Genomic DNA, 22,215 nt, shown 5'->3' with positions numbered 1-22,215 from the left:
TTTGCCAAAAACATCAACGTTATTGTCCGCACTGAAATAATTATCCATCGGCAAAAGGGGCGGCTACAATAGCCTTACCCCTGCCAACGCGGCAGCTTCCTGTGGTGTCCCGCCATGCCGATGAAAGCCTCCGACGCTTTCCGCTGCTGTTTCATTCTGCTGCTGTGCCTGGCCACGCCCGTCCGGGCGCTGGAAGCCGTCTCCCTGCATCTCAATTTCACGCATCAATTCCAGTTTGCCGGTTATTACGCGGCCATCGAGCAAGGCTATTACCGCGAGGCGGGGCTGGAGGTGAAATTGGTCGAAGGCAGCGGCGTGCCGCTTGCCGAGGCGGCCGTGCTGGCGGGCCATGCCGAGTACGGCGTGGGCAACAGCACCTTGTTGCTCAGCCGCCTGGCGGGCAAGCCCGTGGTGGTGCTGGCCGTGGTGTTCCAGCATTCGCCTAGCGTGCTGCTGATGCGCCAGCAGGGCGGCGCACCCGACGTGCGCAAGCTGGTGGGGGCGCCCGTGATGATCGGTGCCGCCGTCAATGTGGCGGCCGCCTCCGATGAAGTGTCGCTATTCCTGGGGAAAATGGGCGTCGCGCCGCAGCAGATGCGCCACTTGCCGCCCAGCTACCGGATCGAGGATTTGATCGATGGCAAGGTCGATGCGATTGCCGCGTATTCCACCAATGAACCGGACTACCTGGACCGGGCGGGCTTTTCCTATTACCAGTTTACGCCGCGCACGGCCGGCATCGATTTTTACGGCGACAATCTGTTTACCAGCGAGCAGGAACTGCGTCGCCATCCCGAGCGTGTCAAAGCGTTCCGCGCGGCCAGCCTGCGCGGCTGGCAATACGCGATGGCGCACCGCGAGGAAATGGCGCGCGTGATCCACGCCAAATACAGCCAGCGCCACGACCAGGCGCACTTGCTGTACGAGGCGCAGCAAATGGAATTGCTGCTGCAGCCCGTGCTGGTGGAGCTCGGCTACATGAATCCCCAGCGCTGGCAGCACATCGCCGACACGTACGCGGCCATGGGCGTGCTGCCGCCCAATGCCACGACCAGCCGCGCCTACAAGGGCTTCCAGTACCGCCCCGTGCCAGGCGCCGACCTGGGCTGGCTGTACCTGTCGCTGGGGCTGGCGGGCAGCCTGCTGGCCGTGTCGGCCGGCTTCCACTTCAACAACCTGGCGCGCGAGCGCCGCCGCACGGAGGAAACCATCCGCCAGGGGGAATTGCGCTTTCGCACCATGTTCGAGGAAGCACCCATGGGCATCGCCCTGATCGATACCGTGAGCGGACAGTTTCTCGATATTAATCCGCGCTATCTGGCCATCGCCGGACGTACCCTGGAGGACATGAGGCGCTCGAGCTGGATGGAGATCAGCCATCCCGACGACGTGGCCGGCGAGCAGGCGCACGTGGCGCAGCTGCTGGCGCGGCACCTGCAGGGCTTTCGCCACGCCAAGCGCATCGTGCGCCCCGATGGCGGCGTGGTGTGGGTCGATGCCTCGGTGACGGCCATCGCCACGGCGCGTCATGGCGGCCCGCACCACCTGTGCATGCTGGAAGACGTGACGGACAAACGGCAAACGGAGGCGCTGATCTGGCAGCAAGCCAATTTCGATACTCTGACGCAATTGCCGAACCGGCGCATGTTCCATGAGCGCTTGCGCCAGGCGCTGGCCCAGGGCCGGCGCGATACGAGCCGCGTGGCCATCCTGTTCATTGACCTCGACCATTTCAAGGAAGTCAACGACACCCTTGGCCACCACCAGGGCGATATCTTGCTGATCGAAGCGGCGCGGCGCATACGCGTGGGCGTGCGCGAGACGGACACGGTGGCGCGCTTGGGCGGCGATGAGTTCACGGTGATCCTGTCCGACATCGACGATCTGCAGCAAGTCGACCGCATCGCGCGGCAGATACTCGACGGCTTGCTGGCGCCGTTCCTGCTGGGACAGGAGCAGGCCTTCGTTTCCGCCTCGATCGGCATCACCCTGTATCCGGACGACGCGGGCACGATCGAGGATTTGCTCAAGCAGGCGGACCAAGCCATGTATGTGTCGAAAGGGGCGGGGCGCAACCGCTACAGTTACTTTACGCCCGCCATGCAGGTGGCGGCCGTCAACCGCATGCGCATGGGGGCGGACTTGCGCACGGCCCTGCGCGAACAGCAGATGCAGCTGTACTACCAGCCCATCGTCGAACTGCACAGCGGCAATATTTCCAAAGCGGAAGCCTTGCTGCGCTGGCACCATCCGCAGCGGGGCATCGTGTATCCGTCCGATTTCCTGGCGCTGGCCGAAAGCAGCGGCCTGATCGTGGAGATCGGCGACTGGGTGCTGCGCACGGCGGCCACGCAATTGCTGCACTGGCGCGCGCAAGGCCAGGCCATCGGCGCGCCAGGACTGCAACTGTGCCTGAACCAGTCGCCGCTGGAGCTGCAGCGCGAAGTGGAGGCGCCCGGCACCTGGCTGCGCCAGCTGATGGCGCTCGATGTGCCGGCCTCGGCCATCGTGCTCGACATGCGCGAAGATGTACTTTTACCTAACGACAATAGCATGGCGCCGCGCCTGCAGCACCTGCGCGAGGCGGGCCTGCAGATCGCCCTCGATGATTTTGGCAGCGGCCATGCCTCGCTGACGCAATTGCAGCAGTGCGGCATCGATTACCTGAAGCTCGACGGCGTGCTGGTGCGCAAGCTGGCACCCGGCGCCAGCGAACTGGTGCTGTGCGAAGCCATCGTCACCATGGCCCACAAGCTAGGCTTGCAAGTCATCGCCGAAGGCGTGGAGACCGAAGCGCAGCGCGCGCGGCTGTTGGAGATCGGCTGCGACTTTGCGCAAGGCGAGCTGTTTGCGCCAGCGCTGGCCATCGAAGCGTTCGACGCGCTGCTGCACGCCCGGCGACCTTTGCACCCTTGAAACAGACCCAGTCGGCCACCAGATCTGACGCAAGCCTGCGGGACAGGGCTTCCGGCTTGAACGGGCTTATACTCGATGGGCTGGCGCCTGCGCCCGGCGTTGCTGTCATGGGTCCTGGACCTAGTGCGCAGGCAAACCTTCTTCCATTCACTCAACTCGAGGTGACCTCATGGGCATTTTCAGCAATATCTATAACAAGATCTTCCACCATTCGTCCGACGCCGCCCCGGCTCCCACGCCGGCCGCCGCCACGACAGCACCCGCAGCGGCACCGGCGGCAGCACCCGCACCAGCGGCTGCCGCGCCCGTCGTGGACGTGGAAGTGGTGCTGGTCGACCTGGCCAGCAAGAACGCGGAAAAACTCAATTGGCGCACGTCCATCGTCGACCTGATGAAATTGCTGCAACTCGACAGCAGCCTGGCCGCGCGCAAGGAACTGGCGCAAGAGCTGCATTTCACGGGCGATACCAATGATTCGGCCAGCATGAATATCTGGCTGCACCGCCAGGTGATGATCAAGCTGGCGGAAAACGGCGGCAAAGTCCCGGAAGAACTCAAGAATTAAACACCTGGCGGTGGCAGGGGTATCCACTGTCGCCGCTATCCAATCGCGTGGGAACTGCCTATCATGGAGTTCCCATCATGTCGTGATAGCCAAAACCAATTGAAACTATTGCGACAATCAATTTTGCGTATGGGTTAAAACCCCTTACACTAGAGTCTTACTGATTCACCACACGAGAGGAAATGAAATGTCGCTGATCAATACCCAAGTTAAACCATTCAAGGCAACCGCATACCACAATGGCAAATTCGTCGACCTGACGGAAGCGTCGCTGAAAGGCAAGTGGTCGGTATTCGTCTTCTACCCAGCCGACTTCACCTTCGTTTGCCCAACCGAACTGGAAGATCTGGCCGATCACCACGCTGAATTCCAGAAGCTGGGCGTCGATGTCTACGGCATCTCGACCGATTCGCACTTCGCGCACAAGGCATGGCACGACACCTCGGACGCGATCAAGAAAGTGCAATACGCACTGATCGGCGACCCAACCGGTACCCTGTCGCGCAATTTCGAAGTCATGATCGAAGAAGAAGGCATGGCACTGCGCGGTACCTTCGTCATCAATCCGGACGGCTTCATCAAAGTGCTGGAAGTGCATGACAACGGCATCGGCCGTGACGCATCGGAACTGTTGCGTAAAGTTAAGGCAGCCCAATACGTTGCCGCTCACCCAGGCGAAGTTTGCCCAGCCAAATGGACGGAAGGCGCAGCAACCCTGACCCCATCGCTGGACCTGGTCGGCAAGATCTAAGTCTCGATGCAACACGTAGCAAACAAGTAGTTACCGCGATGCCGGACCGGGCGTCCGGCCCGGCATTCGCCTAAATATTTGTAAAGGAAGAAAAAATCATGTTAGACGCAACCCTCAAAACCCAACTGAAATCCTACCTGGAAAAAGTGGTGTATCCGCTTGAGCTGGTCGCTTCTCTCGATGACAGCGCAAAAGCCCGCGAGATGAAGGAATTGCTCCAGGAGATAGTCCTGTTGAGCGACAAGATCACGCTGGTCGAGCGCCTTGACGCTGGCGTACGCGCCCCGTCGTTCAGCATCAACCGTACAGGCTCGGACATCGGCGTGCGTTTCGCCGGCGTACCGCTGGGCCACGAATTTACCTCCCTGGTGCTGGCCCTGCTGCAAGTGGGCGGCCACACCATCAAGTTCGACGAGGCCGTGATCGAGCAGATCCGCAACCTCGACGGCGACTACGAATTTGAAACGTTTATTTCGCTCTCCTGCCATAACTGCCCGGAAGTGGTGCAGGCCTTGAATGCGATGGCCGTGATCAACCCGCGCATCAAGGTCACCACCATCGATGGCGGCGTGTTCCCGCAAGAAGTGGAAGAGCGCCAGATCATGGCCGTGCCGATGATGTTCCTCAATGGCCAGCATTTTGGCCAGGGCCGCACGAATGTCGAGGAAATCCTCGCCAAGCTCGACACCAACGCCGGCGCCCGCCAGGCGGCAGCGTTGAACAAGAAAGACGTGTTTGACGTGCTGATCGTCGGCGGCGGCCCTGCCGGCGCGGCAGCGGCCATCTACGCAGCCCGCAAAGGCATCAAGACGGGCGTGCTGGCCGAGCGTTTCGGCGGCCAGGTGCTCGACACTCTCGCCATCGAGAACTTTATTTCGATCAAGGAAACCGATGGTCCTAAGTTCGCCATGGCGCTGGAACAGCACGTCAAGGAATACGAAGTCGACATCATGAACACCCAGCGTGCCGCCAAGCTCACGCCGGGCAAGCTGGTGCAGATTGAAACGGCGAATGGCGCCATCCTGAAAGCCAAGACCGTCATCCTGGCCACCGGCGCCCGCTGGCGCGAAATCAACGTGCCGGGCGAGAAGGAATACCGCAACCACGGTGTCGCCTACTGCCCGCACTGCGATGGCCCGCTGTTCAAGGGCAAGCGCGTGGCCGTGATCGGCGGCGGCAACTCGGGCGTGGAAGCGGCGATCGACCTGGCCGGCCTGGTAAAACACGTGACCCTGATCGAGTTCGGCGCGGAACTGCGCGCCGATGCGGTACTGCAACGCAAGCTGCACAGCCTGCCTAACGTGACGGTGATTACGTCGGCGCAAACGACCGAGATCCACGGCGACGGCAAGATCGTCAATGGCCTGAGCTACACGGACCGCGTCAGCGGCGAATCGAAAAAGGTCGAGCTGGAAGGCGTCTTCGTGCAAATCGGCCTGGTGCCGAACACGGAGTGGCTCAAAGGTACTGTAGCGCTGTCGCGCCACGGCGAAATCGAAGTGGACGCCCGCGGCCAGACCTCGATCCCCGGCGTGTTTGCGGCCGGCGACGTCACCACGGTGCCGTACAAGCAGATCATCATCGCCACCGGCGAAGGCGCCAAGGCAGCTTTGTCCGCCTTTGACCACCTGATCCGCTCGGACGACGAGGAAGTGGTCGATGAGGCCGCAGCCAAGGAAGCGCTGACGGCGTAAGCTGTCCCGCCGCAAAAAAAACCGGAAACGTCGCAAGGCGCTTCCGGTTTTTTTTATGCGCGCAGGAAACCTACATCAGCTGCCCGCGTACTGGGGATTGGCGGCCACATATACCTGCACGCCATCGACGGCCATGTCCTTCGGCGCAATTTCGCTCAGGGCAAAGACGGTCTTGTTGCTGAACGTTTGCACGTGCCACGTAAAGCGCTGGCCGGCGCGCGCGATGGTGACGGTTTCGCCGCGCGTGACGTTGATGTGGCGCGTATCGGGCTGCAGTTCGATGCTGCGCTGGGCAGCGCCTTGATGGGCTGGCGTGCCATAGTCGGCGGCCGTGCCCGTGGGGCCGGCGGCGATGGCGCTCGTGGCAAGGATGGCGCACAGGATGGCCAGGGCGCTGCGGTGGGTGTTCAACATAATTTCTCCAGGAATGTATGGCGCAGCGGGTCACCACGCCGTTTTATCGTATTGGCTGCACCGGGATCGCCGGTTTTTGCAACACGGCATCCTAAGCGCTTCCTGGCTGATCTTCAAAGCAATATTTCACAGTTGCACGGTGGCCGCCAGCGGCAGTTGCGGTTCCAGGTGGCTGGTCAGCACGATGCACTGGCGCACCAGACGGGCGGGCTCGGCCAGGCGCGCGCGCAGGTGCGCCATGGCCGCCGCATCGAGGCCATTGAACGGCTCGTCGATCAGCAGCAGGCGCACGGGCAAGGCCAGGGCCAGCGCCAGTTGCAGTTTTTTGTGCTGGCCCAGGGAGAGGGCGGTAATGCTCTGCTGCAAAGTGGACGTCATGGCAAACGCGCTCAACTCGTCATTCAGCAGGGACGGGTCGCTGCCCGGATACAGGGCCAGGTGCAGGTCGAGAAACTCGTGCACTTGCAGCCAGGGCAGGGCAGGCGTGTCGCCGCCGCAATAGAACGCTTGCGCGCGGTAGGCCAGCGGCATGCAGCCGCTGTCGACGTCATCGAGGCGGATGGTGCCGCGCGCGGGCAGCAGGGCGCCGCCCGCCAGCTTCAGCAGGGTCGTTTTGCCAGCCCCGTTCGCGCCGCGCAGCCAGGTGACGCCAGGGCCGAATTGCAGATTGAATCCCTGGAAGACGCTGTGCGTGGGGAAGTGAAAATCGAGGTGCTCGACGTGCAGCACGGGAGAAGACAGGTTCAATTCCATAATTCGCTTCCGATGGCGCTCAAGGCGAGGATGGACAGGACGACGAGGGCGACGCGCCCGCGCGCCGTCAGGCGGGGCAAGCCGACGATGGCCAGCAGGGCCGCGCTGGCGGTGATGGCGTACACCCTGGTCACGCGCTGCTGCAAGGCGGCGGGATCGATGCAATACAGCAAGAGCGCGCCTGCCAGCAGCACGGCAAACGGCGGCAGCAGGCTGGCCGCGCAGGCCAGGCGCGTCAAGCCTGCGCTGGCCAGGGGCCAGGCGTTCAGCGCGGGGCGCAGCACGGCGATCTGTTCGCGCACGGCCTTGTCGCCGCGGTCCGTCACAATGACCAGGCTGGCGCTGGCCAGCAAACCGAGCAGCGGTGCGGGCACGAGGGGCATGCGCAGCAGCCAGGTCAGCATGCTGGCGCCAGCCGTAGCCAGCAGCAGGCTTTGCTGCAGGCCGATCATATTCTCGTTGCGCCAGAACGGCAGCCAGAACAGTTGGCGCCACAGGAACAGGGTAGAGCAGCGGGGCCGTTGCGGCACGTAGGCCGTCATCGTGGGCGGGCGCGCCCTTTGTGCCGGCCGCGGCGCGCGCAGGCGCTGCGCCACGATGAGCGTCGTCAATAGCCACGCCAGCAGCCAGGCGGCGACGGTGGCGGCCACGCCGGGCACGGCGACCGGGCGCAGCCAAGGCGGCGACTGCAGCAGCCAGATGCTGGCCGAGACGGCATAGGCGAGGCCCGGCGGCAGCATCAGCATGCCGGCCACGGCGATATCGGCTTGCCAGCGCAGGCGCGGCGCCAAGGGCAGCTGGTGCAGCCAGGCGGCTATATTGGCGGGCAACAATCGCTTGCGCAGCAGCCAGGCGGGCAGGCACGTGAGCAGCACTTGCGCACCCAGCAGGCCAAGCGCGGCGGGCCAGGGCAGAGTGACGGCGAGAAAACCGGGCAGGGCGATGACGCTGAGCAAGCCCAGCAAGACGGGGCCGGCCAGGAACACGAGAATTTCCATGGAACTGGCCAGGCTGGCGGCAAATTGCAGCAAAGCATGATGGGCCAGACGCAGCCGCAGGGCAAGGTAGGGATGAGTGCTACGGGGCAAGCGCATGCGGGCAGGGGCGGAGTCGGGGTAGCGCTGATTCTAACAGCTGGGGTCAGACCCCCATGAGCGTTTGCATAACACTCTGTGTTAGCGGTGTTGTGGGTCTGACCCCACAATGGGAAAAGCCCTTCGGTTCAGAGAACCGAAGGGCTTTTCTTTTATTGGCGGAGCGGACGGGACTCGAACCCGCGACCCCCGACGTGACAGGCCGGTATTCTAACCAACTGAACTACCACTCCAAGCTCGTATGATCTGTGTTGCTGATCCATGAAGCACTGGACAGTTTTCTGATTTGGTGGGTGCTGAGAGGCTCGAACTCCCGACCTACGCCTTGTAAGGGCGCCGCTCTACCAACTGAGCTAAGCACCCGTTGCTTGTCTCAGAAAACCATCCCGACGTTTGTCACCACGTCTGGAAGAGGCGCTATTATAGGACGGCTAAAATCCTTCTGCAAGCGCTTTTTTCACTTTACTCCGTAATACCCCACTGCGACAGCATCCACGCCATATTGAAAGCGTTCTCGGCGATGGCGTTGTAACGGCCCGAAGCGCCGCCATGGCCGGCGCCCATATTTGTTTTCAGCAGCAACGGATTGACGTCCGTTTTATATGCGCGCAGCTTGGCCACGTATTTCGCCGGTTCCCAGTACATGACCTGGCTGTCGTTGAGGCCCGTCGTCACCAGCATGGCCGGGTAATTCTTGCGCGCAATGTTGTCGTATGGCGAGTAGCTGAGCATGTAGTCGTAGGCCGTCTTCTGGTTCGGGTCGCCCCATTCCAGGTATTCGCCCGTGGTCAGGGGCAGGCTGGCGTCCATCATCGTGTTCATCACGTCGACGAACGGTACGGCCGCGTGCACGGCGTGGAACAGCTCGGGGCGCATGTTGACGACGGCGCCCATCAGCAAGCCGCCGGCACTGCCGCCCTGGATGATCAGGCGGTTCGGGCTCGTCCATTTTTCGCGCACCAGGTAGTCGGCGCTGTCGATGAAGTCATTGAAGGTGTTTTTCTTCTTCATCAGCATGCCGTCTTCATGCCAGGCTTCGCCCATGTCCGTGCCGCCGCGGATATGCGCTTGCGCATAGATCACGCCCCGCTCCAGCAGGCTGATGCGGCTGATGGAAAAAGTGGCTTCCGTGGAAATGCCATACGAGCCATACGAGTACAGCAGCAGCGGCGCGGAGCCGTCGAGCTTGACGCCTTTCTTGTAGACGACCCACAGCGGCACTTGCACGCCATCGCGCGCTTTCACCCACAGGCGTTGCGTCGTGTAGCGGCTGCCGTCAAAGCCGCCGACGATTTCCTGCTGCTTCAGCACCGTGCGCTTGCCGTCTTGCATGGCCACGTCGATGACGGTGGGCGGCGTGACGGGCGACTGGTAGGACATGCGAAATTGCGTGCTGGAAAACTCCGGCGTGCCAACGGACGTCGCCAGGTAGACGGGGTCGTCGAACTGCACCGTCTTCCAGTTTTTATGCGCGAAATCGTAGATGCGGGCGCGGTTCAGGGCGCGCGCTTTTTCCATCACCACCAGGTAGCCCTGGAAGACGTCGATGGACTGGATCACGGCATCCTTGTTGTGCGGCACGACGGTCTTCCAGTTCTTCGGCTGCGGTGCGGACAGCGGCGCGCTGACGACACGGAAATTCTTCGCCTCTTTATTCGTGACGATATACAGCTGGCCGTCGCGGTGCTCGACGATGTAGCGGTGGCCTTTTTCGCGTTTCAGCACGCTCTGGAAACTGCCTTGCGGCTTGTTCGTCGGCAGCAGCAGTACTTCGCTCGTATCCGTGCTGCCCGAGGTCAGCACGAAGAACTGCTTGTCGTGCGTGCGGTCGACGTGGATGGCGAACTGTTCCACCGGTTCATGGTAGACCTGTTGCGGCGCGCCGCCCAGGGCAAGGCGGAACACGCGGTCCGAGCGCTTGGTGGTGGCGTCTTCCTGCGCCAGCATCAGGGTGGCGTTATCGGCCGCCCACGCCAGCGAGGTCACGCGCGGCATGGTGTCCGTCAGCAGCTTGCCCGTTTTCAAATCCTTGACATGCAGCTCGTACTGGCGGAAACCCGTCGTGTCGGTGGTGTAGGCCAGCAACTGTTCATTCGGGCTGATGCTGAATGCGCGCACGGCAAAGAATTTGTGGCCTTCGGCCAATTGATTCTGGTCCAGTAGAATTTCCTCAGTCGCCTGCGCATCGTAGGCGCCGCTGGCTCCCACAGGACGGCGGCAATGAATCGGATATTGCTTGCCCGCTTCCATGCGCGTGTAATAGTAGAAATTGCCCTGGCGCGCAGGCACGGACAGGTCCACTTCCTGCATGCGTCCCTTCACTTCAGCAGTCACCTTGTCGGCCAGCGGCTGGATCGGGGCCGTGACGGCGGCCGTGTAGGCGTTTTCCGCATTCAGGTAATCGATCACGGCGGGATCGGTTTTCTTTTGCAGCCAGCGGTAGTCGTCCGTGACGACCGTGCCGTGGCGCGTTTCCTGCCAGGCTGTCTTGGCGGCAATGGGTGCCGACATGGTGGCAACGGTGGTGGCGTCGGCGGCCAGCGCGGATGGCGCCAGGGTGGACAGCAGCAGGGCCGGCAGGATGGATAACCAGGCGGACCGGCGGCGCGCAGCGTGATGGGCGATAGACAAGGCGACTCCTTTGAATAGTTGTGTCAGGATTGTAATCTTGCTATTGAGAAAAGCAACCGCCTTGCGCGTGCGTTTCAACTTGCATCCACAGGCATTTCCAGCGATACTGTATATAACTACAGTATTCCGCCGCGAGGTGTCCTTGACCACATCTGCCTCCCCCCTTCCCGAGCCGCCCGCCGCCCGCCGCTGGATAGCGCACCTGGACATGGACGCCTTTTTCGCTTCCGTGGAACTGTTGAAATATCCGGAATTGCGCGGCGAAGCCGTCGTCATCGGCGGCGGGCGCTTGCAGCAGCCCGTGCTGCAGGAAGACGGCACGCGGCAGTTTGCGCGCATGCGCGACTACGTGGGGCGCGGCGTTGTCACCACGTCGACGTATGCGGCGCGTGTGTTCGGCGTGTTTTCCGCCATGGGCATCATGAAGGCGGCCAAGCTGGCACCCGACAGCATCCTGCTGCCGGCCGACTTCGAGGCTTACCGCGACTATTCGGCCCGCTTCAAGCAGGCCGTGGCCCAGCTTTGCCCCATCATCCAGAACGTGGGCATCGATGAAATCTACGTCGATCTCACCGAATACGGCGAGCAGGCGCCTGCCATGGCGGCGCGCCTGAAGGCGGCCGTGTTCGAGGCGACAGGCCTGTCGTGCTCGATCGGCCTGGCGCCCAACAAATTGCTGGCAAAAATCTGTTCCGACCTGGAAAAACCGGACGGCCTGACCATCCTGCACCCGGAGGATATCGAAACGCGCGTATGGCCCTTGCCGGCGAAAAAGATCAATGGCATCGGCCCGAAGGCCACGGCCAAGCTGGAAGCGCTGGGCGTCAATACCATCGGCGAACTGGCCCGGGCCGACATGGCCATGCTGCGCACGCAGTTCGGCGACCTGTACACGGGCTGGCTGCGCCAGGCGGCGCTGGGCATCGATGACCGCCCCGTGCAGACGAGCCGGGAAACCAAGTCCGTCAGCCGCGAAACGACATTCGAGCGCGACTTGCAGGTGGTGCGCGACCGCGCCACCCTGTCGGAAAAGCTGGAAAGCCTGTGCACGCGCGTGGCGGGCGACCTCGATAAACAGTCGCTGGCGGGGCGCACGGTGGGCATCAAGCTGCGCTTCGAGGATTTCAGCACCGTCACGCGCGACATCACCTTGCCCAGCGCCACGGCGGACGCCGCCGCCATCCTGCGCGCCAGCCGCGATTGCCTGCGGCGTGTGCCATTTGACAAGAAAATTCGCCTGCTGGGCGTGCGCATCTCGACCTTGTCCGATCCGACCGTCGTGACGCGGCAGGCGCCGGCCCAGGCGGAGCTGTTTCCCGCCCTGTAGCGGCATTTCCCATGCAGCAACAACACCGCGCCAGTCCGCGCTTTTGACGGCATTCCCGTGTCGAAAGTGTAGAATGGCGTTCCCCTGGCACTACTGAAACAAACGGAAGACAAAAACTATGTGGTTCAAGAATCTTCAGATTTACCGCCTGCCCGCACCGTGGGCTTACACGCCAGAACAACTGGAAGAGGCCTTGTCCTCGAACAAATTTACGCCGGCGACCAGCATGGATCTGATGCGCCAGGGCTGGGATACGCCACGCCCGAACGGCGGCCTGGTCCACGTGGTCAACAAACAGATGCTGATCCTGCTGGGCACGGAAAAGAAACTGCTGCCAGCGACCGTCATCAACCAGGTGGCCAAGGCCCGCGCCGCCGAGATGGAAGAGGCGCAAGGCTTTGCGCCTGGCAAGAAAGCCATGAAGGAATTGAAGGAGCGCGTGGCCGACGAACTGCTGCCGCGCGCCTTCAGCATTCGCAGCAACGTCTGGACGTGGATCGACCCCGTCAATGGCTGGCTGGTGGTCGATGCCGCCAGCCCGGCAAAAGCCGATGAAGTCATCAAGCTGTTGTTGAAAGCCGTCGACAAACTGCCGCTGGAAAGCCTGCGCGTGCAGCGCTCGCCGGTGGCGGTGATGACGGAATGGCTGCAAGCGGACGATGCGCCTGCCGGCTTCACGGTCGACATGGATACGGAATTGCGCGCCACGGGCGAGAGCAAGGCCACCGTGCGCTACGTGCGCCACACTCTGGAAGCGGACGACGTGCGCCGTCACATCGCGGCCGGCAAGCAATGCACGCGCCTGGCCATGACGTGGAACGACAAGATCTCGTTCGTGCTGACGGAGTCCCTGGCCATCAAGAGCGTCAAGCCGCTGGACGTGATCAAGGAAACGGAATCGAGCACGAAGAACGACGAAGAGCGTTTCGACGGCGACGTGATGCTGATGACGGGCGAGCTCGCCAAGCTGATGGCCGACGTGGTCGAAGCATTGGGCGGCGAAGCGACGGCGTAAGCATCAGCATGTATGCGTGACGGACGGCCCGCTGGCATTGCCCAGCGGGCCGTTTTGCATTGGGCAAAGCTGGCGCCTGCCCCTGATACAGGATGCCCGGCGCATGCGCGCCGATGATGGCGCCTATGTGCGTTCCGAAGTGCGCCTCCCCGGTGGCTCATGGCAGCCATTTGCGTCCGCCTCCGATGTGGGGGCCGGGCGCGACAAGGTGGAACGCGTATTCCTGATCGAGCCGGACGGCGAGCTGGATGGCGTCGTGCGCGTCGGCTGTTCGCTGCAGGGCGGCGTCGACACCTCCCTGTTGCGCGAGGCGCGTCCCGACATCGACGCCAGCGAGTATCCACCGCCGCCCAATGCCGCAGATGCGTTTGACAGTGCGCCGTTGCCGTCGCAGGTGTTGGCGGCGGCACAAGCTGCCCTGGCGGCGGCGCCCGTCTGGCAGCCACGATTCAAGACGCTACATTTTTCCCGGGAGTCGTCGACCCCGGGCAAGCCTGAGGAAAAGTCCGTGCTTGAGCAAGAGTGGCGCGTGCGCGATGGATTGGTCAGTTTGAGCGAGGATTACAACGTCTTTACCATGCTGCGCGTGAAGATTGCGGGCAACTGTTTCAGTTGCGGGCCGCAGAGAAGGGCGATGTCCGCAACGGTTATCTGGCCACCTCCAGCTTGTCGCTGTCGCTGTCGCTGCCGGCGAGTTTATCCCCAGGCACCCGCTTTCAGGCCAATATGACCACAACTAATGTGCCTGCCAAGCCGGGCGAGCGGCCAGAGCGCGTGACCACGCGGTGTGAAGTGCAGGATACGTTTCAGACCAGTACGATTTTCGCGAGTCTACAAGGCGAAGCGACCCGCTTTGTCTGTACCACGCAGGAAACTGCGTACGTGGTCGAGAGTGCTTTACTGCATGATCTGGGCGTCGCCGTGCAATTGCGTACGGTATCGAAAGATTACGGCGAGAGCCACTACCGTTATCTGGATGTCAAGGTGACGCAATAGCTGTGCGACAAAAGAAAACGCCTTGCACGATGAAGTGCAAGGCGCTTTCGAGACCCGCTAGTTCACGTTCTTATATTAGAACTTGTACGAGCCGGTGATGTAGAACGTGCGCAGCATCGGATCGGCGTAACGCGGATCGAAGCCAACCTGATGGCCCGACGAGGCACGCAGCGACAGCGGTGGATTGCGGTCGAACAGGTTCTTGATACCGGCACGGATCGACGTTTTGTTGTTGATCGCGTAGCGGCCTTGCCAATCGAAGGTGATGTGCGACGGCACGTTCAGGCGGAGCTTTTCCATGCCTTTGGTGTCGACGTTATACACCTCCGTCAGGGCATCGGTGTAGCCATTGCGGTAGTTCACCACCATCGTGTTGCTCAGCTTGCCGGTGTCCAGGGTGGCGGTCAGCTTGATCAGGTCGCGGAACGTCACGGCCTGGTTGATGCCGTAGATGTTCAGGCTGCTGGTCCAGTCATTACGAGTGCCTGGGACGGTGTAGTCTGCCTTGAGCATGTGGGTGCCGTTCAGGTTCACGGTCAGGTTGCCGAAGTCCAGCTTCTTGCGCGCCGTCATGTCCCAGTCGATACCACGGTTATGCATCTGGCCAATATTGACTGCCAACGATTTGAATGCATAGAACGCTTTTGGGCTGTCCACAGGCGTGATGAGGGTGAAGTAATCCTTGTATTTTTCCGGATCCGAGAAGGCCAGCGATTCGGCCACCGACGATACGGCATCAAAGATCTTCACATCCCACAGGTCGGCGCCGAACGAGAAGCTCGAGTTAGGCTCGACGCGGAAACCGGCCGTGAATTGCTTCGACGTTTCCGATTTCAGGTCAGGGTTGCCGCCGGTCATGCGGTTGTATTGCTTCTTGCTATCCTGGCAGCCTGCGGTACCCGGGAATGGGCAGTCATACGCGCTGGCCGTGAAGCCGGCGGTGTCCAGTTTCTGTCCCAGATCCAGCATGCTTGGCGCTTTGAAACCCGTGCCATAGGAGCCGCGGATCAGCAAGGACTGCACTGGTTGCCAGCGTGCCGACACCTTGTAGGTCGATGCGCTTTCGCTCTTGCCGGAGGTGGTATGGGTCAAGCCATTGTCGACTGCCGATACATTGTCCAGGCGTGCACCGATGGTCACTTCCACGGTCTTGGTGACGGGCGCCAGCAATTCGGCGAAGACGCCATACGTCTTGCGGCTCAGGTCATATGCCTTCTTGGTTTCGAAGCCATAGATGGTGTCCTTGTTGGCGCCGGCACTTGGCGATTGCTCATAGCTGTACTCGCGGTAGTCGCCGCCGATACCGATGTTGGCCATGCCGCCTGGCAAGCTGAACACTTCACGCGAACCGTGCGCATCGACACCGCGCAAGGTGGTCGACGCGGTACGCACGGAACCGTTGAATTGCGAGTCGTTGATCAGTTGTTGCACTGCAGCCGTTTGCTGGCCTGGCAGGGCGAAGGGATCGAAATCCTTATTGTTGAGCAAAGACGTGAAATCGCCGCGTCTGGCATAACCGCCAACGTAGCGCTCGTTGATCGAATTTTTCGACCAGGTCAGGCCACTGCCGTAGTTCCAGCCGGCAAACTCGCCTTCGACGCCCAGCACCAGGTGCTTGGTGTCGGTAATTGTCTGGCTGGCACGCGGCCCCCAGTCGACGAGGCGATAGTTGGCGATGACCGACGACAGGTTGTTTTCCTGATCCGTCGTCAGGCCAGGCTGGATGTGCTCTACGTAGCTAGGCAACATCGTGACCTTGCCGCTTTTTGCATCGCGGTTGAACACGGTCACAGGGACCGGGTTGGCGGCGATACGGGCCGTCAGGTCATAGTGCGACAAGGCGACTTCGGCAAATGCCGTCATGTCGTCCGAGACCTTGTAGGTGGCGCGGGTAAACAGGCTGTCGCGCTTCGATTGCGGCACGATTTCCACCATCGATGCACCGTCGAAACCGCATGCATTGGTATTCGTCGGCGTGACATAGTTTTGCGGCGCGCAATCACCGTTGGCCTTCAGGTACGGATTGTAGGTATAGCCCTTGTCGGCCTTGGTGTCGACGAAGGACAGCGAGGCATTCGCGGGAGCTGCCGACGAGCTCGTATTGTTGTAGATGTAGTTTTTACCGTTGCGGCTGAATGGGATGAAGCCGCTGCGGGCGAAGGAACGATCGGTCGCGCGCACTTTTTCTTGCTCGTCGTGACGATAGCTGACCAGCACGTTGTAGCGGTCTTCGTCCAGGTCACCGAAACCATAGGTGATGTTGGTATTCCAGCTATTACCGCCGCCGCTGTGTTCTGGCGCGGTGTAGGTCGCTTCGGCGGTGCCGCCTTGCAGGTTCTTTTTCAGGATGAAGTTGATTACGCCGGCGATGGCGTCCGAACCGTACAGGGCCGAAGCGCCGTCGGTCAGGATTTCGACACGTTCAACCGCGCTCATCGGAATGGCGTTCAGGTTGACCGTATTGTCGGCGCCTTGCGGCGCAATGCGGCGGCCGTTCAGCAGGACCAGGGTATAGCTTTCGCCGATGTCATGGATCGAGGCGCTGGTGCGGCCACCTGAGTCCGAGCCGGCTGCCGTGGCGCCGATCTGGAAACCTTGCATGGCGGGCAGATTTTGTACCAGGTCGGCAATCGTGGTGGCGCCGGTCTTGGCGATCGCTTCTTGCGACAGGCGCTGCACAGGCAGGGCGCCTTCGACAGCGATACGCTTGATGCTTGAACCGGTAATTTCAACTTTTTGAATTGCTTCGTCCGCCATGGATTGGCCGGAGAACAAGACGCTACCTGCCAGTACGGTCAGGGCCAGGCGTACGCTGCGTACGCCAATTTTTTCTTTAAATGCCATTGTAACAATTACTCCGTAGTAGTTTTAATAACGACAAGCAGTACACGAGCACCGCTCAAGCCATCGGATAGATGGCTTGCGGAGGCGTGTACGGTAGGCGTAACCACATCGGTGGGAGGTGGAAGACTACTTGGTGCAATATTGTTGTAAATGCACTTTTTTGCTTGTCGAGGCAAACATTATGTCTTCTCAGCAAGAAAAAATGCATATAAACCGTGTCAGATTTGGCAATAAATAAGGAATACTGAAGAATATTTTATATAAATGTTAAATGTGAAGTTTATATTTATAAATATCGTTGTTTTAAAAAATGATCAATGGTGTTTTTATGCAACATTAAATTAATGTATTGGCAATTTGATGTTTTACCTACAATAATTTGATGAAACCTAAGAAATCGCAGAATTTATGCCATGTGAAAAAACGTAAAAAAGCCCGTTGAAAACGGGCTGGTCGAATTGTGACAGAGTGTCAGTCAGGCCGTGTGCCGGTCTGCTCTTGCGCCCTGTCCCGCCATCGGCTTACAAGGGCTGGAATACGCCGGCGGCGCGGTTCTTTTGCACATTGTCCCAGGCGAAGATCTGGCCATTCATGGCCACGTACACGCCGGCTGGCAAGGTTTGCGCCACGCCGCAGGCAAAGCCCAGGTTGAACAGGGCATCGGAATTGGCGATTTCGTAGGGAATCATGGCACCCGTCAAAATCACCGTTTGCTGCAGGTTCGCCGCGCCCAGCACTTGCGCCGTTTCGCGCATGGTGTCGGTGCCGTGAATGATGACGATGGCTTTCTCCTGCGCCGCGCGGCACGAGGCCAGCACGCGCTGGCGGTCCGCATCCTGCATGTCGAGCGAGTCCAGCAGTGGCAATTGCTCCAGCGCCACGGGCGCCGTCATGCGCGCGCGGGCAATCGCTGCCGGCAAATGACTGTCGGAAAAGCCCAGAGTACCGTTCAATTCGTTGTAGTGCTTGTCGAAAGTGCCGCCGGTGGCGAGTATGCGCAAAGTCATGATGTGGTCACGATGTCAGTGGAGAATGACGCGCATGATATCGTGGATTGGCGCCCTTGCGTGAATGGCGCCGCATCTGGAAAATTTGGCCATCTGTGAGTACACTGGTTTCTTTGTTTGCCTGCCACCCCGACTCCGTATGAAAGCGCTCGCTCCCGGTACCGTCATTTTTCACCGCCACCGTGGTTACGGGGTGATCACGTCCGTCAATCTGCTGACGGGCTGGATCGCCGCCCGTTTCGGCAGCGAAGCGCGGACCTTGGACCTGAACCTGTCGACCGACGACGTGCAATTCGCCGATGGCGAAGCGATCCTGTTTCGCCGCGCGCCGCCCGACCGCATGCCGCACGCGCGCCTGATGGCCATGGTGCGCGAGCTGCACCAGGCCGGCTATCAAAAACTGTATTTGTATTCCTGGCCCAAGCCGTCGGGCCTGCACTGGCGCTGGCATTTGTTTACGGGGCCGCGCGACTGGATGCAGCGGCCCTGGCGCGAAGGTTGGTACGGCTCGGGCGCCGATTACAACGTCAACCCCGTGATGGGCTGGGGTGATTCCCCTGGCGCCTCCACTGGCGAGCTGATCGATGCCCTGGCCCGTTTCGACCCGCAGGGGCTGGCGCAGGCGCTGGGGCGCGACGACGACCATAGCGACTGGTTTGGCCGCGTCTGCGACGCCTTATTGCCCAACTATATGTACAGCCTGGACATGCAGCGCGCGGCAGGCGAGCCCTTGCAAGACATGCCGCCCGTGACGGTGGTGGCCGTGCGGGCCGGCGTGGCGCCGTATGCGGGACCGCAGATCGCCTGGCCGCCCGGCTGGGCCGGCCTGTGGCGCGGCCGGCACGAACTGCCGGCGCCCGCCATCCGCATCACGGGCGAGCCTGACTTGCTGAAGGGTTTTCAGCGCTCCTGAGGGCTTTGCCGCGCGTGCTGCAACGCTTCGGGATTGAGCAGGCGCGTGCATTGATTCTGCGAAAAATCGACGATGTTTTGCAAGGCGTAGCGGAAATACAGCTCATAGCTGTCACGCTCGACGTAGCCCAGGTGTGGCGTGGCCAGCACGTTCGGCAGCAGCAGCAATGGCGAGCCTGGCGGCAAGGGTTCATCCGTAAATACGTCCAGCGCGGCGGCGCCCGGGCGTCCCAGCGGCAGTGCCGCTTCCAGCGCCCCTTCAGCGATCAGTTCGGCGCGGCTGGTGTTGACGAACAGGGAAGTCGGTTTCATGCGCGCCAGGTCCTCGCTAGTTACCAGGCCGCGCGTCTTGTCCGACAGGCGCAGGTGCAAGCTCAGCACATCGGCTTGCTCGAAGAAGGCTTCGCGCGACTCTGCCGCCGTATCGCCGGCCGCCACGGCCGCCGCGCGGCTCGCTTCGCTGCCCCACACGAGGATGGTCATGCCGAAGGCGCGGCCATAGCCGGCGATCAATTGCCCGATCTTGCCGTAGCCCCAGATCGCCAGGGTGCGCCCTTTCAATACCGTACCGAGCGTATTGCGCGTTGGCTCCAGCGACGACGTCTGCCACAGCCCCTCCTGTAAATGTTGTGCGTACGGCACGATCTTGCGCTGCGCCGCCATGATCAGCGCCCACGTCAGTTCGGCTGGCGCCGTGGGCGAGCCGATGCCTTCCGCGATGGCAATGCCCAGCTCGGTGGCGGCCGCCATATCGATGTGGCCGCTGACCTTGCCGGTTTGCGAAATCAGTTTCAGATTCGGCAGTTTCGACAGCAAGGCCCGATTGAAACTGCTGCGTTCTCGGATCAGCACCAGCGCGTCGAACGGCGCTAGGCGGATCGCCAGCTGGCCCAGGCCCCGAGCCGTATTGCTGAACACTTTGACCTCGTGGCCGTCGAGCAATTGGAAGCAATCGAGGCCGCGCACGGCATCCTGGTAATCATCGAGTATGGCAATTTTCATGGTGGATGGCCGATTTTAGTAAGGATTTGGTAGGGAAATAACAGGATACGGGAAATGCTGAATAGCCTACTACATTAGTCAAGCTATTCTCCTACATTTTTGCGAGAATAGCTGTTTGGCGGGTGTACAATCGCCGGCACTTTTGAAGCTTCCTGATGATAGTGATAGCGCAAACTGTTCCTGTAGCCTGGGTGCATGATCCAGGTAAACGACACCAGAGCCCTGCCCGCGTGCACATGCCGCCGGCAGTGAGCCGCAGCCACCTCTCAACGATGCTGCCTGTCTTGCCGGAACGACCAGAATTTCTTTTATTGGTATTGGAGGTAATATGAATCAGCCCGTCATGGGTGGCGTCGCCGCACTCAACGTCCCAGCTTATATTAAACAACAGAAACTGATCAACTGGGTGGCCGACATTGCCGCGCTCACCAAGCCAGACCGTATTTACTGGTGCGATGGTTCGCAAGAAGAGTACGAGCGCCTGTGCGCCGACATGGTTGCCAGCGGCACCATGAAAAAACTCAATGCGGAAAAGCGCCCGAATTCCTACCTGGCCTGCTCCGATCCGAGCGACGTGGCCCGCGTCGAAGACCGCACGTATATCTGCTCGGCAACGAAAGAAGCGGCCGGTCCGACGAATAACTGGACCGAACCTGGCGAAATGCGCCACACCCTGAACGGCCTGTTCGATGGTTGCATGCGCGGTCGCACCATGTATGTCGTGCCATTCTCGATGGGCCCGCTGGGCTCGCCGATCGCGCACATTGGTGTGGAACTGTCCGATTCGCCGTATGTCGCCGTCAACATGAAGATCATGACCCGCATGGGCCGTGCCGTGTACGACGTGCTGGGCACCGATGGCGAGTTCGTGCCGTGCGTGCACAGCGTGGGCGCACCGCTGGCCGCTGGCCAGGCCGACGTGAAATGGCCGTGCAACAGCACCAAGTACATCGTGCATTTCCCGGAAACGCGCGAAATCTGGTCTTTCGGTTCGGGCTACGGCGGCAACGCCTTGCTGGGCAAGAAATGTTTCGCCCTGCGCATTGCCTCGAACATGGGCTACCAGGAAGCGCAAGCATCGGACAACAATCCGGGCTGGCTGGCCGAACACATGCTGATCCTCGGCGTGGAATCGCCAGAAGGCAAGAAGCATTACGTCGCGGCCGCGTTCCCATCGGCTTGCGGCAAGACGAACTTCGCCATGCTGATTCCGCCGGCAAGTTTTAACGGCTGGAAAGTGACCACCATCGGCGACGATATCGCCTGGATCAAGCCCGGTGCCGATGGCCGCCTGTACGCCATCAACCCGGAAGCGGGCTATTTCGGCGTAGCGCCTGGCACCAACGAGAAAACCAATTACAACTGCATGGCTTCCATGCGCGACAACACGATTTTCACCAACGTGGCGCTGACGGACGACGGCGACGTGTGGTGGGAAGGCTTGACCAAGGAAGCACCAAGCCACCTGATCGACTGGCAGGGCAAGGATTGGACGCCAGCGTCCGGCACCAAGGCGGCGCACCCGAACGCGCGCTTCACGGTTGCTGCCACGCAAAACCCCGTCATCGACGGGGCCTGGGACGACCCGGCCGGTGTGCCGATCTCGGCCTTCATCTTCGGCGGCCGCCGCTCGACCACCGTGCCGCTGGTCACTGAGGCGCGCAACTGGGTCGAAGGCGTGTACATGGCCGCCACCATGGGTTCCGAAACGACGGCCGCCGCCGTGGGCCAGATGGGCATCGTGCGCCGCGATCCATTTGCCATGTTGCCATTTATCGGCTATAACATGAGCGATTACTTCCAGCACTGGCTGGACATGGGCGTCAAGGTGGGCAAGGTCAACCCGGCTGCCCTGCCGAAGATCTACTGCGTCAACTGGTTCCGTACGGACGAGGCCGGCAAGTTCGTCTGGCCTGGCTTTGGCGACAACATGCGCGTGCTGAAATGGATGCTGGAGCGCATCGAAGGCAAGGCGGGCGGCGTGGAAAACCTGTTCGGCACGACGCCGCAGTATGGCGACCTGAACTGGGATGGCTTGCCATTCACGCAACAACAGTTCGACACCATCACCTCGATCGACAAGGCCGCGTGGGTGGAAGAATTGAAATTGCATACGGAGTTGTTTGAAAAACTCGCGTATCATCTGCCGCAAGAATTGGCAGATCACAAGGCCGCGCTGGAAAAGCGGCTGAGTGCATAAAGTTTAGTAGTGGGGGAGAAACACGCTGGCAAAGACTGGCGTGCGATAAATGACACGCCGGCAATGACTGGGGTGCTATCAAAAAGAGAAACGG

17 protein-coding genes and 2 tRNA genes are annotated in these 22,215 nt (G+C 61.1%); 10 read left to right on the top strand and 9 right to left on the bottom strand.

Annotation, left to right across the window (positions count from 1 at the left end; all coding sequences use genetic code 11):
- The first annotated feature begins 114 nt into the window (after positions 1-114).
- From GYK42_RS17700 to ahpF, 4 genes are all read left to right on the top strand, one after another.
- On the top strand, positions 115-2,916 hold the full coding sequence (locus GYK42_RS17700; RefSeq protein ID WP_240943637.1) for an EAL domain-containing protein: 2,802 nt from the start codon (positions 115-117) through the stop codon (positions 2,914-2,916).
- A gap of 169 nt (positions 2,917-3,085) precedes the next feature.
- Positions 3,086-3,481, top strand: a complete 396-nt coding sequence (locus GYK42_RS17695; RefSeq protein ID WP_166448563.1) for a DUF3597 domain-containing protein — start codon at positions 3,086-3,088, stop codon at positions 3,479-3,481.
- Positions 3,482-3,668: 187 nt separating this feature from the next.
- Complete coding sequence (gene ahpC / locus GYK42_RS17690) at positions 3,669-4,232, top strand: alkyl hydroperoxide reductase subunit C (RefSeq protein ID WP_034753905.1); 564 nt, start codon at positions 3,669-3,671, stop codon at positions 4,230-4,232.
- Between the two features lie 98 nt (positions 4,233-4,330).
- Positions 4,331-5,926 carry an alkyl hydroperoxide reductase subunit F gene (ahpF, locus tag GYK42_RS17685; RefSeq protein WP_166448562.1) on the top strand — a complete coding sequence of 532 codons (1,596 nt, stop codon included), beginning with the start codon at positions 4,331-4,333 and terminating at the stop codon, positions 5,924-5,926.
- Between the two features lie 75 nt (positions 5,927-6,001).
- On the opposite strand, the gene GYK42_RS17680 is transcribed toward ahpF, so the two are convergent.
- The 6 genes from GYK42_RS17680 to GYK42_RS17655 all read right to left on the bottom strand — a co-directional run bounded on the left by GYK42_RS17680 (position 6,002) and on the right by GYK42_RS17655 (position 10,818).
- Positions 6,002-6,340: a CzcE family metal-binding protein gene (locus tag GYK42_RS17680; protein ID WP_166448561.1), complete on the bottom strand. Its 339-nt coding sequence runs from the start codon at positions 6,338-6,340 to the stop codon at positions 6,002-6,004.
- 126 nt (positions 6,341-6,466) lie between these two features.
- On the bottom strand, positions 6,467-7,093 hold the full coding sequence (locus GYK42_RS17675; protein WP_166448560.1) for an ABC transporter ATP-binding protein: 627 nt from the start codon (positions 7,091-7,093) through the stop codon (positions 6,467-6,469).
- Positions 7,084-8,181, bottom strand: coding sequence for a hypothetical protein (locus GYK42_RS17670; protein ID WP_240943636.1), 1,098 nt, complete (start codon positions 8,179-8,181; stop codon positions 7,084-7,086). The genes GYK42_RS17675 and GYK42_RS17670 overlap by 10 nt, the downstream gene beginning before the upstream one ends.
- Positions 8,182-8,343: 162 nt before the next feature.
- Positions 8,344-8,420: transfer RNA gene (locus tag GYK42_RS17665), tRNA-Asp, on the bottom strand.
- Positions 8,421-8,474: 54 nt separating this feature from the next.
- A tRNA-Val gene (locus GYK42_RS17660) sits at positions 8,475-8,550 on the bottom strand.
- A 99-nt stretch (positions 8,551-8,649) separates the two neighbouring features.
- Complete coding sequence (locus tag GYK42_RS17655) at positions 8,650-10,818, bottom strand: S9 family peptidase (protein ID WP_166448559.1); 2,169 nt, start codon at positions 10,816-10,818, stop codon at positions 8,650-8,652.
- 142 nt (positions 10,819-10,960) lie between these two features.
- Between GYK42_RS17655 and dinB the strand changes: the two genes are divergently transcribed.
- From dinB to GYK42_RS17635, 4 genes are all read left to right on the top strand, one after another.
- Positions 10,961-12,145, top strand: coding sequence for a DNA polymerase IV (dinB, locus tag GYK42_RS17650; RefSeq protein ID WP_277346630.1), 1,185 nt, complete (start codon positions 10,961-10,963; stop codon positions 12,143-12,145).
- Positions 12,146-12,263: 118 nt separating this feature from the next.
- Entirely contained in the window at positions 12,264-13,160 is an 897-nt protein-coding gene (locus GYK42_RS17645; RefSeq protein ID WP_035823026.1) for a recombination-associated protein RdgC, read from the top strand.
- Between the two features lie 103 nt (positions 13,161-13,263).
- Positions 13,264-13,890 carry a hypothetical protein gene (locus tag GYK42_RS17640; RefSeq protein WP_166448558.1) on the top strand — a complete coding sequence of 209 codons (627 nt, stop codon included), beginning with the start codon at positions 13,264-13,266 and terminating at the stop codon, positions 13,888-13,890.
- Positions 13,887-14,156, top strand: coding sequence for a hypothetical protein (locus GYK42_RS17635; RefSeq protein WP_166448557.1), 270 nt, complete (start codon positions 13,887-13,889; stop codon positions 14,154-14,156). Before GYK42_RS17640 ends, GYK42_RS17635 begins: the two co-directional genes overlap by 4 nt.
- Before the next feature lie 75 nt (positions 14,157-14,231).
- On the opposite strand, the gene GYK42_RS17630 is transcribed toward GYK42_RS17635, so the two are convergent.
- Together GYK42_RS17630 and GYK42_RS17625 are read right to left on the bottom strand one after the other, a co-directional pair.
- Positions 14,232-17,000 (bottom strand): TonB-dependent receptor plug domain-containing protein, encoded by a 2,769-nt coding sequence (locus tag GYK42_RS17630; protein WP_166448556.1) that lies wholly within the window; start codon positions 16,998-17,000, stop codon positions 14,232-14,234.
- Positions 17,001-17,521: 521 nt separating this feature from the next.
- Positions 17,522-18,007 (bottom strand): asparaginase domain-containing protein, encoded by a 486-nt coding sequence (locus tag GYK42_RS17625; RefSeq protein ID WP_071075044.1) that lies wholly within the window; start codon positions 18,005-18,007, stop codon positions 17,522-17,524.
- A gap of 139 nt (positions 18,008-18,146) precedes the next feature.
- Between GYK42_RS17625 and GYK42_RS17620 the strand changes: the two genes are divergently transcribed.
- On the top strand, positions 18,147-18,920 hold the full coding sequence (locus GYK42_RS17620) for an L-asparaginase (protein WP_166448555.1): 774 nt from the start codon (positions 18,147-18,149) through the stop codon (positions 18,918-18,920).
- Here the strand turns inward: GYK42_RS17620 and GYK42_RS17615 are convergent.
- Positions 18,908-19,921 carry a D-2-hydroxyacid dehydrogenase family protein gene (locus GYK42_RS17615; RefSeq protein WP_166448554.1) on the bottom strand — a complete coding sequence of 338 codons (1,014 nt, stop codon included), beginning with the start codon at positions 19,919-19,921 and terminating at the stop codon, positions 18,908-18,910. The genes GYK42_RS17620 and GYK42_RS17615 overlap by 13 nt on opposite strands.
- 328 nt (positions 19,922-20,249) lie before the next feature.
- On the opposite strand from GYK42_RS17615, the gene GYK42_RS17610 reads away from it, so the two are divergent.
- A complete protein-coding gene (locus tag GYK42_RS17610; RefSeq protein ID WP_166448553.1) occupies positions 20,250-22,121 on the top strand; it encodes a phosphoenolpyruvate carboxykinase (GTP) in 1,872 nt (623 codons plus the stop codon).
- The last annotated feature ends 94 nt before the right edge of the window (positions 22,122-22,215 follow it).

The organism is Janthinobacterium lividum (genome assembly GCF_011601275.1).
GTDB classification, from domain to species: domain Bacteria; phylum Pseudomonadota; class Gammaproteobacteria; order Burkholderiales; family Burkholderiaceae_D; genus Janthinobacterium; species Janthinobacterium lividum_E.
This window is presented reverse-complemented; position numbering and strand designations above follow the sequence as displayed.

What these genes read in the sequence shown, in the direction of transcription:
- GYK42_RS17620 (WP_166448555.1), top strand. Translation starts at nt 18,147, where the DNA reads ATGAAAGCGCTCGCTCCCGGTACCGTCATTTTTCACCGCCACCGTGGT.
- GYK42_RS17700 (WP_240943637.1), top strand. Translation starts at nt 115, where the DNA reads ATGCCGATGAAAGCCTCCGACGCTTTCCGCTGCTGTTTCATTCTGCTG.
- ahpC (WP_034753905.1), top strand. Translation starts at nt 3,669, where the DNA reads ATGTCGCTGATCAATACCCAAGTTAAACCATTCAAGGCAACCGCATAC.
- GYK42_RS17625 (WP_071075044.1), bottom strand. Translation starts at nt 18,007, where the DNA reads ATGACTTTGCGCATACTCGCCACCGGCGGCACTTTCGACAAGCACTAC.
- GYK42_RS17680 (WP_166448561.1), bottom strand. Translation starts at nt 6,340, where the DNA reads ATGTTGAACACCCACCGCAGCGCCCTGGCCATCCTGTGCGCCATCCTT.
- GYK42_RS17630 (WP_166448556.1), bottom strand. Translation starts at nt 17,000, where the DNA reads ATGGCATTTAAAGAAAAAATTGGCGTACGCAGCGTACGCCTGGCCCTG.
- GYK42_RS17635 (WP_166448557.1), top strand. Translation starts at nt 13,887, where the DNA reads ATGACCACAACTAATGTGCCTGCCAAGCCGGGCGAGCGGCCAGAGCGC.
- GYK42_RS17615 (WP_166448554.1), bottom strand. Translation starts at nt 19,921, where the DNA reads ATGAAAATTGCCATACTCGATGATTACCAGGATGCCGTGCGCGGCCTC.
- GYK42_RS17695 (WP_166448563.1), top strand. Translation starts at nt 3,086, where the DNA reads ATGGGCATTTTCAGCAATATCTATAACAAGATCTTCCACCATTCGTCC.
- GYK42_RS17645 (WP_035823026.1), top strand. Translation starts at nt 12,264, where the DNA reads ATGTGGTTCAAGAATCTTCAGATTTACCGCCTGCCCGCACCGTGGGCT.
- ahpF (WP_166448562.1), top strand. Translation starts at nt 4,331, where the DNA reads ATGTTAGACGCAACCCTCAAAACCCAACTGAAATCCTACCTGGAAAAA.
- GYK42_RS17675 (WP_166448560.1), bottom strand. Translation starts at nt 7,093, where the DNA reads ATGGAATTGAACCTGTCTTCTCCCGTGCTGCACGTCGAGCACCTCGAT.
- GYK42_RS17640 (WP_166448558.1), top strand. Translation starts at nt 13,264, where the DNA reads ATGCGCGCCGATGATGGCGCCTATGTGCGTTCCGAAGTGCGCCTCCCC.
- GYK42_RS17610 (WP_166448553.1), top strand. Translation starts at nt 20,250, where the DNA reads ATGAATCAGCCCGTCATGGGTGGCGTCGCCGCACTCAACGTCCCAGCT.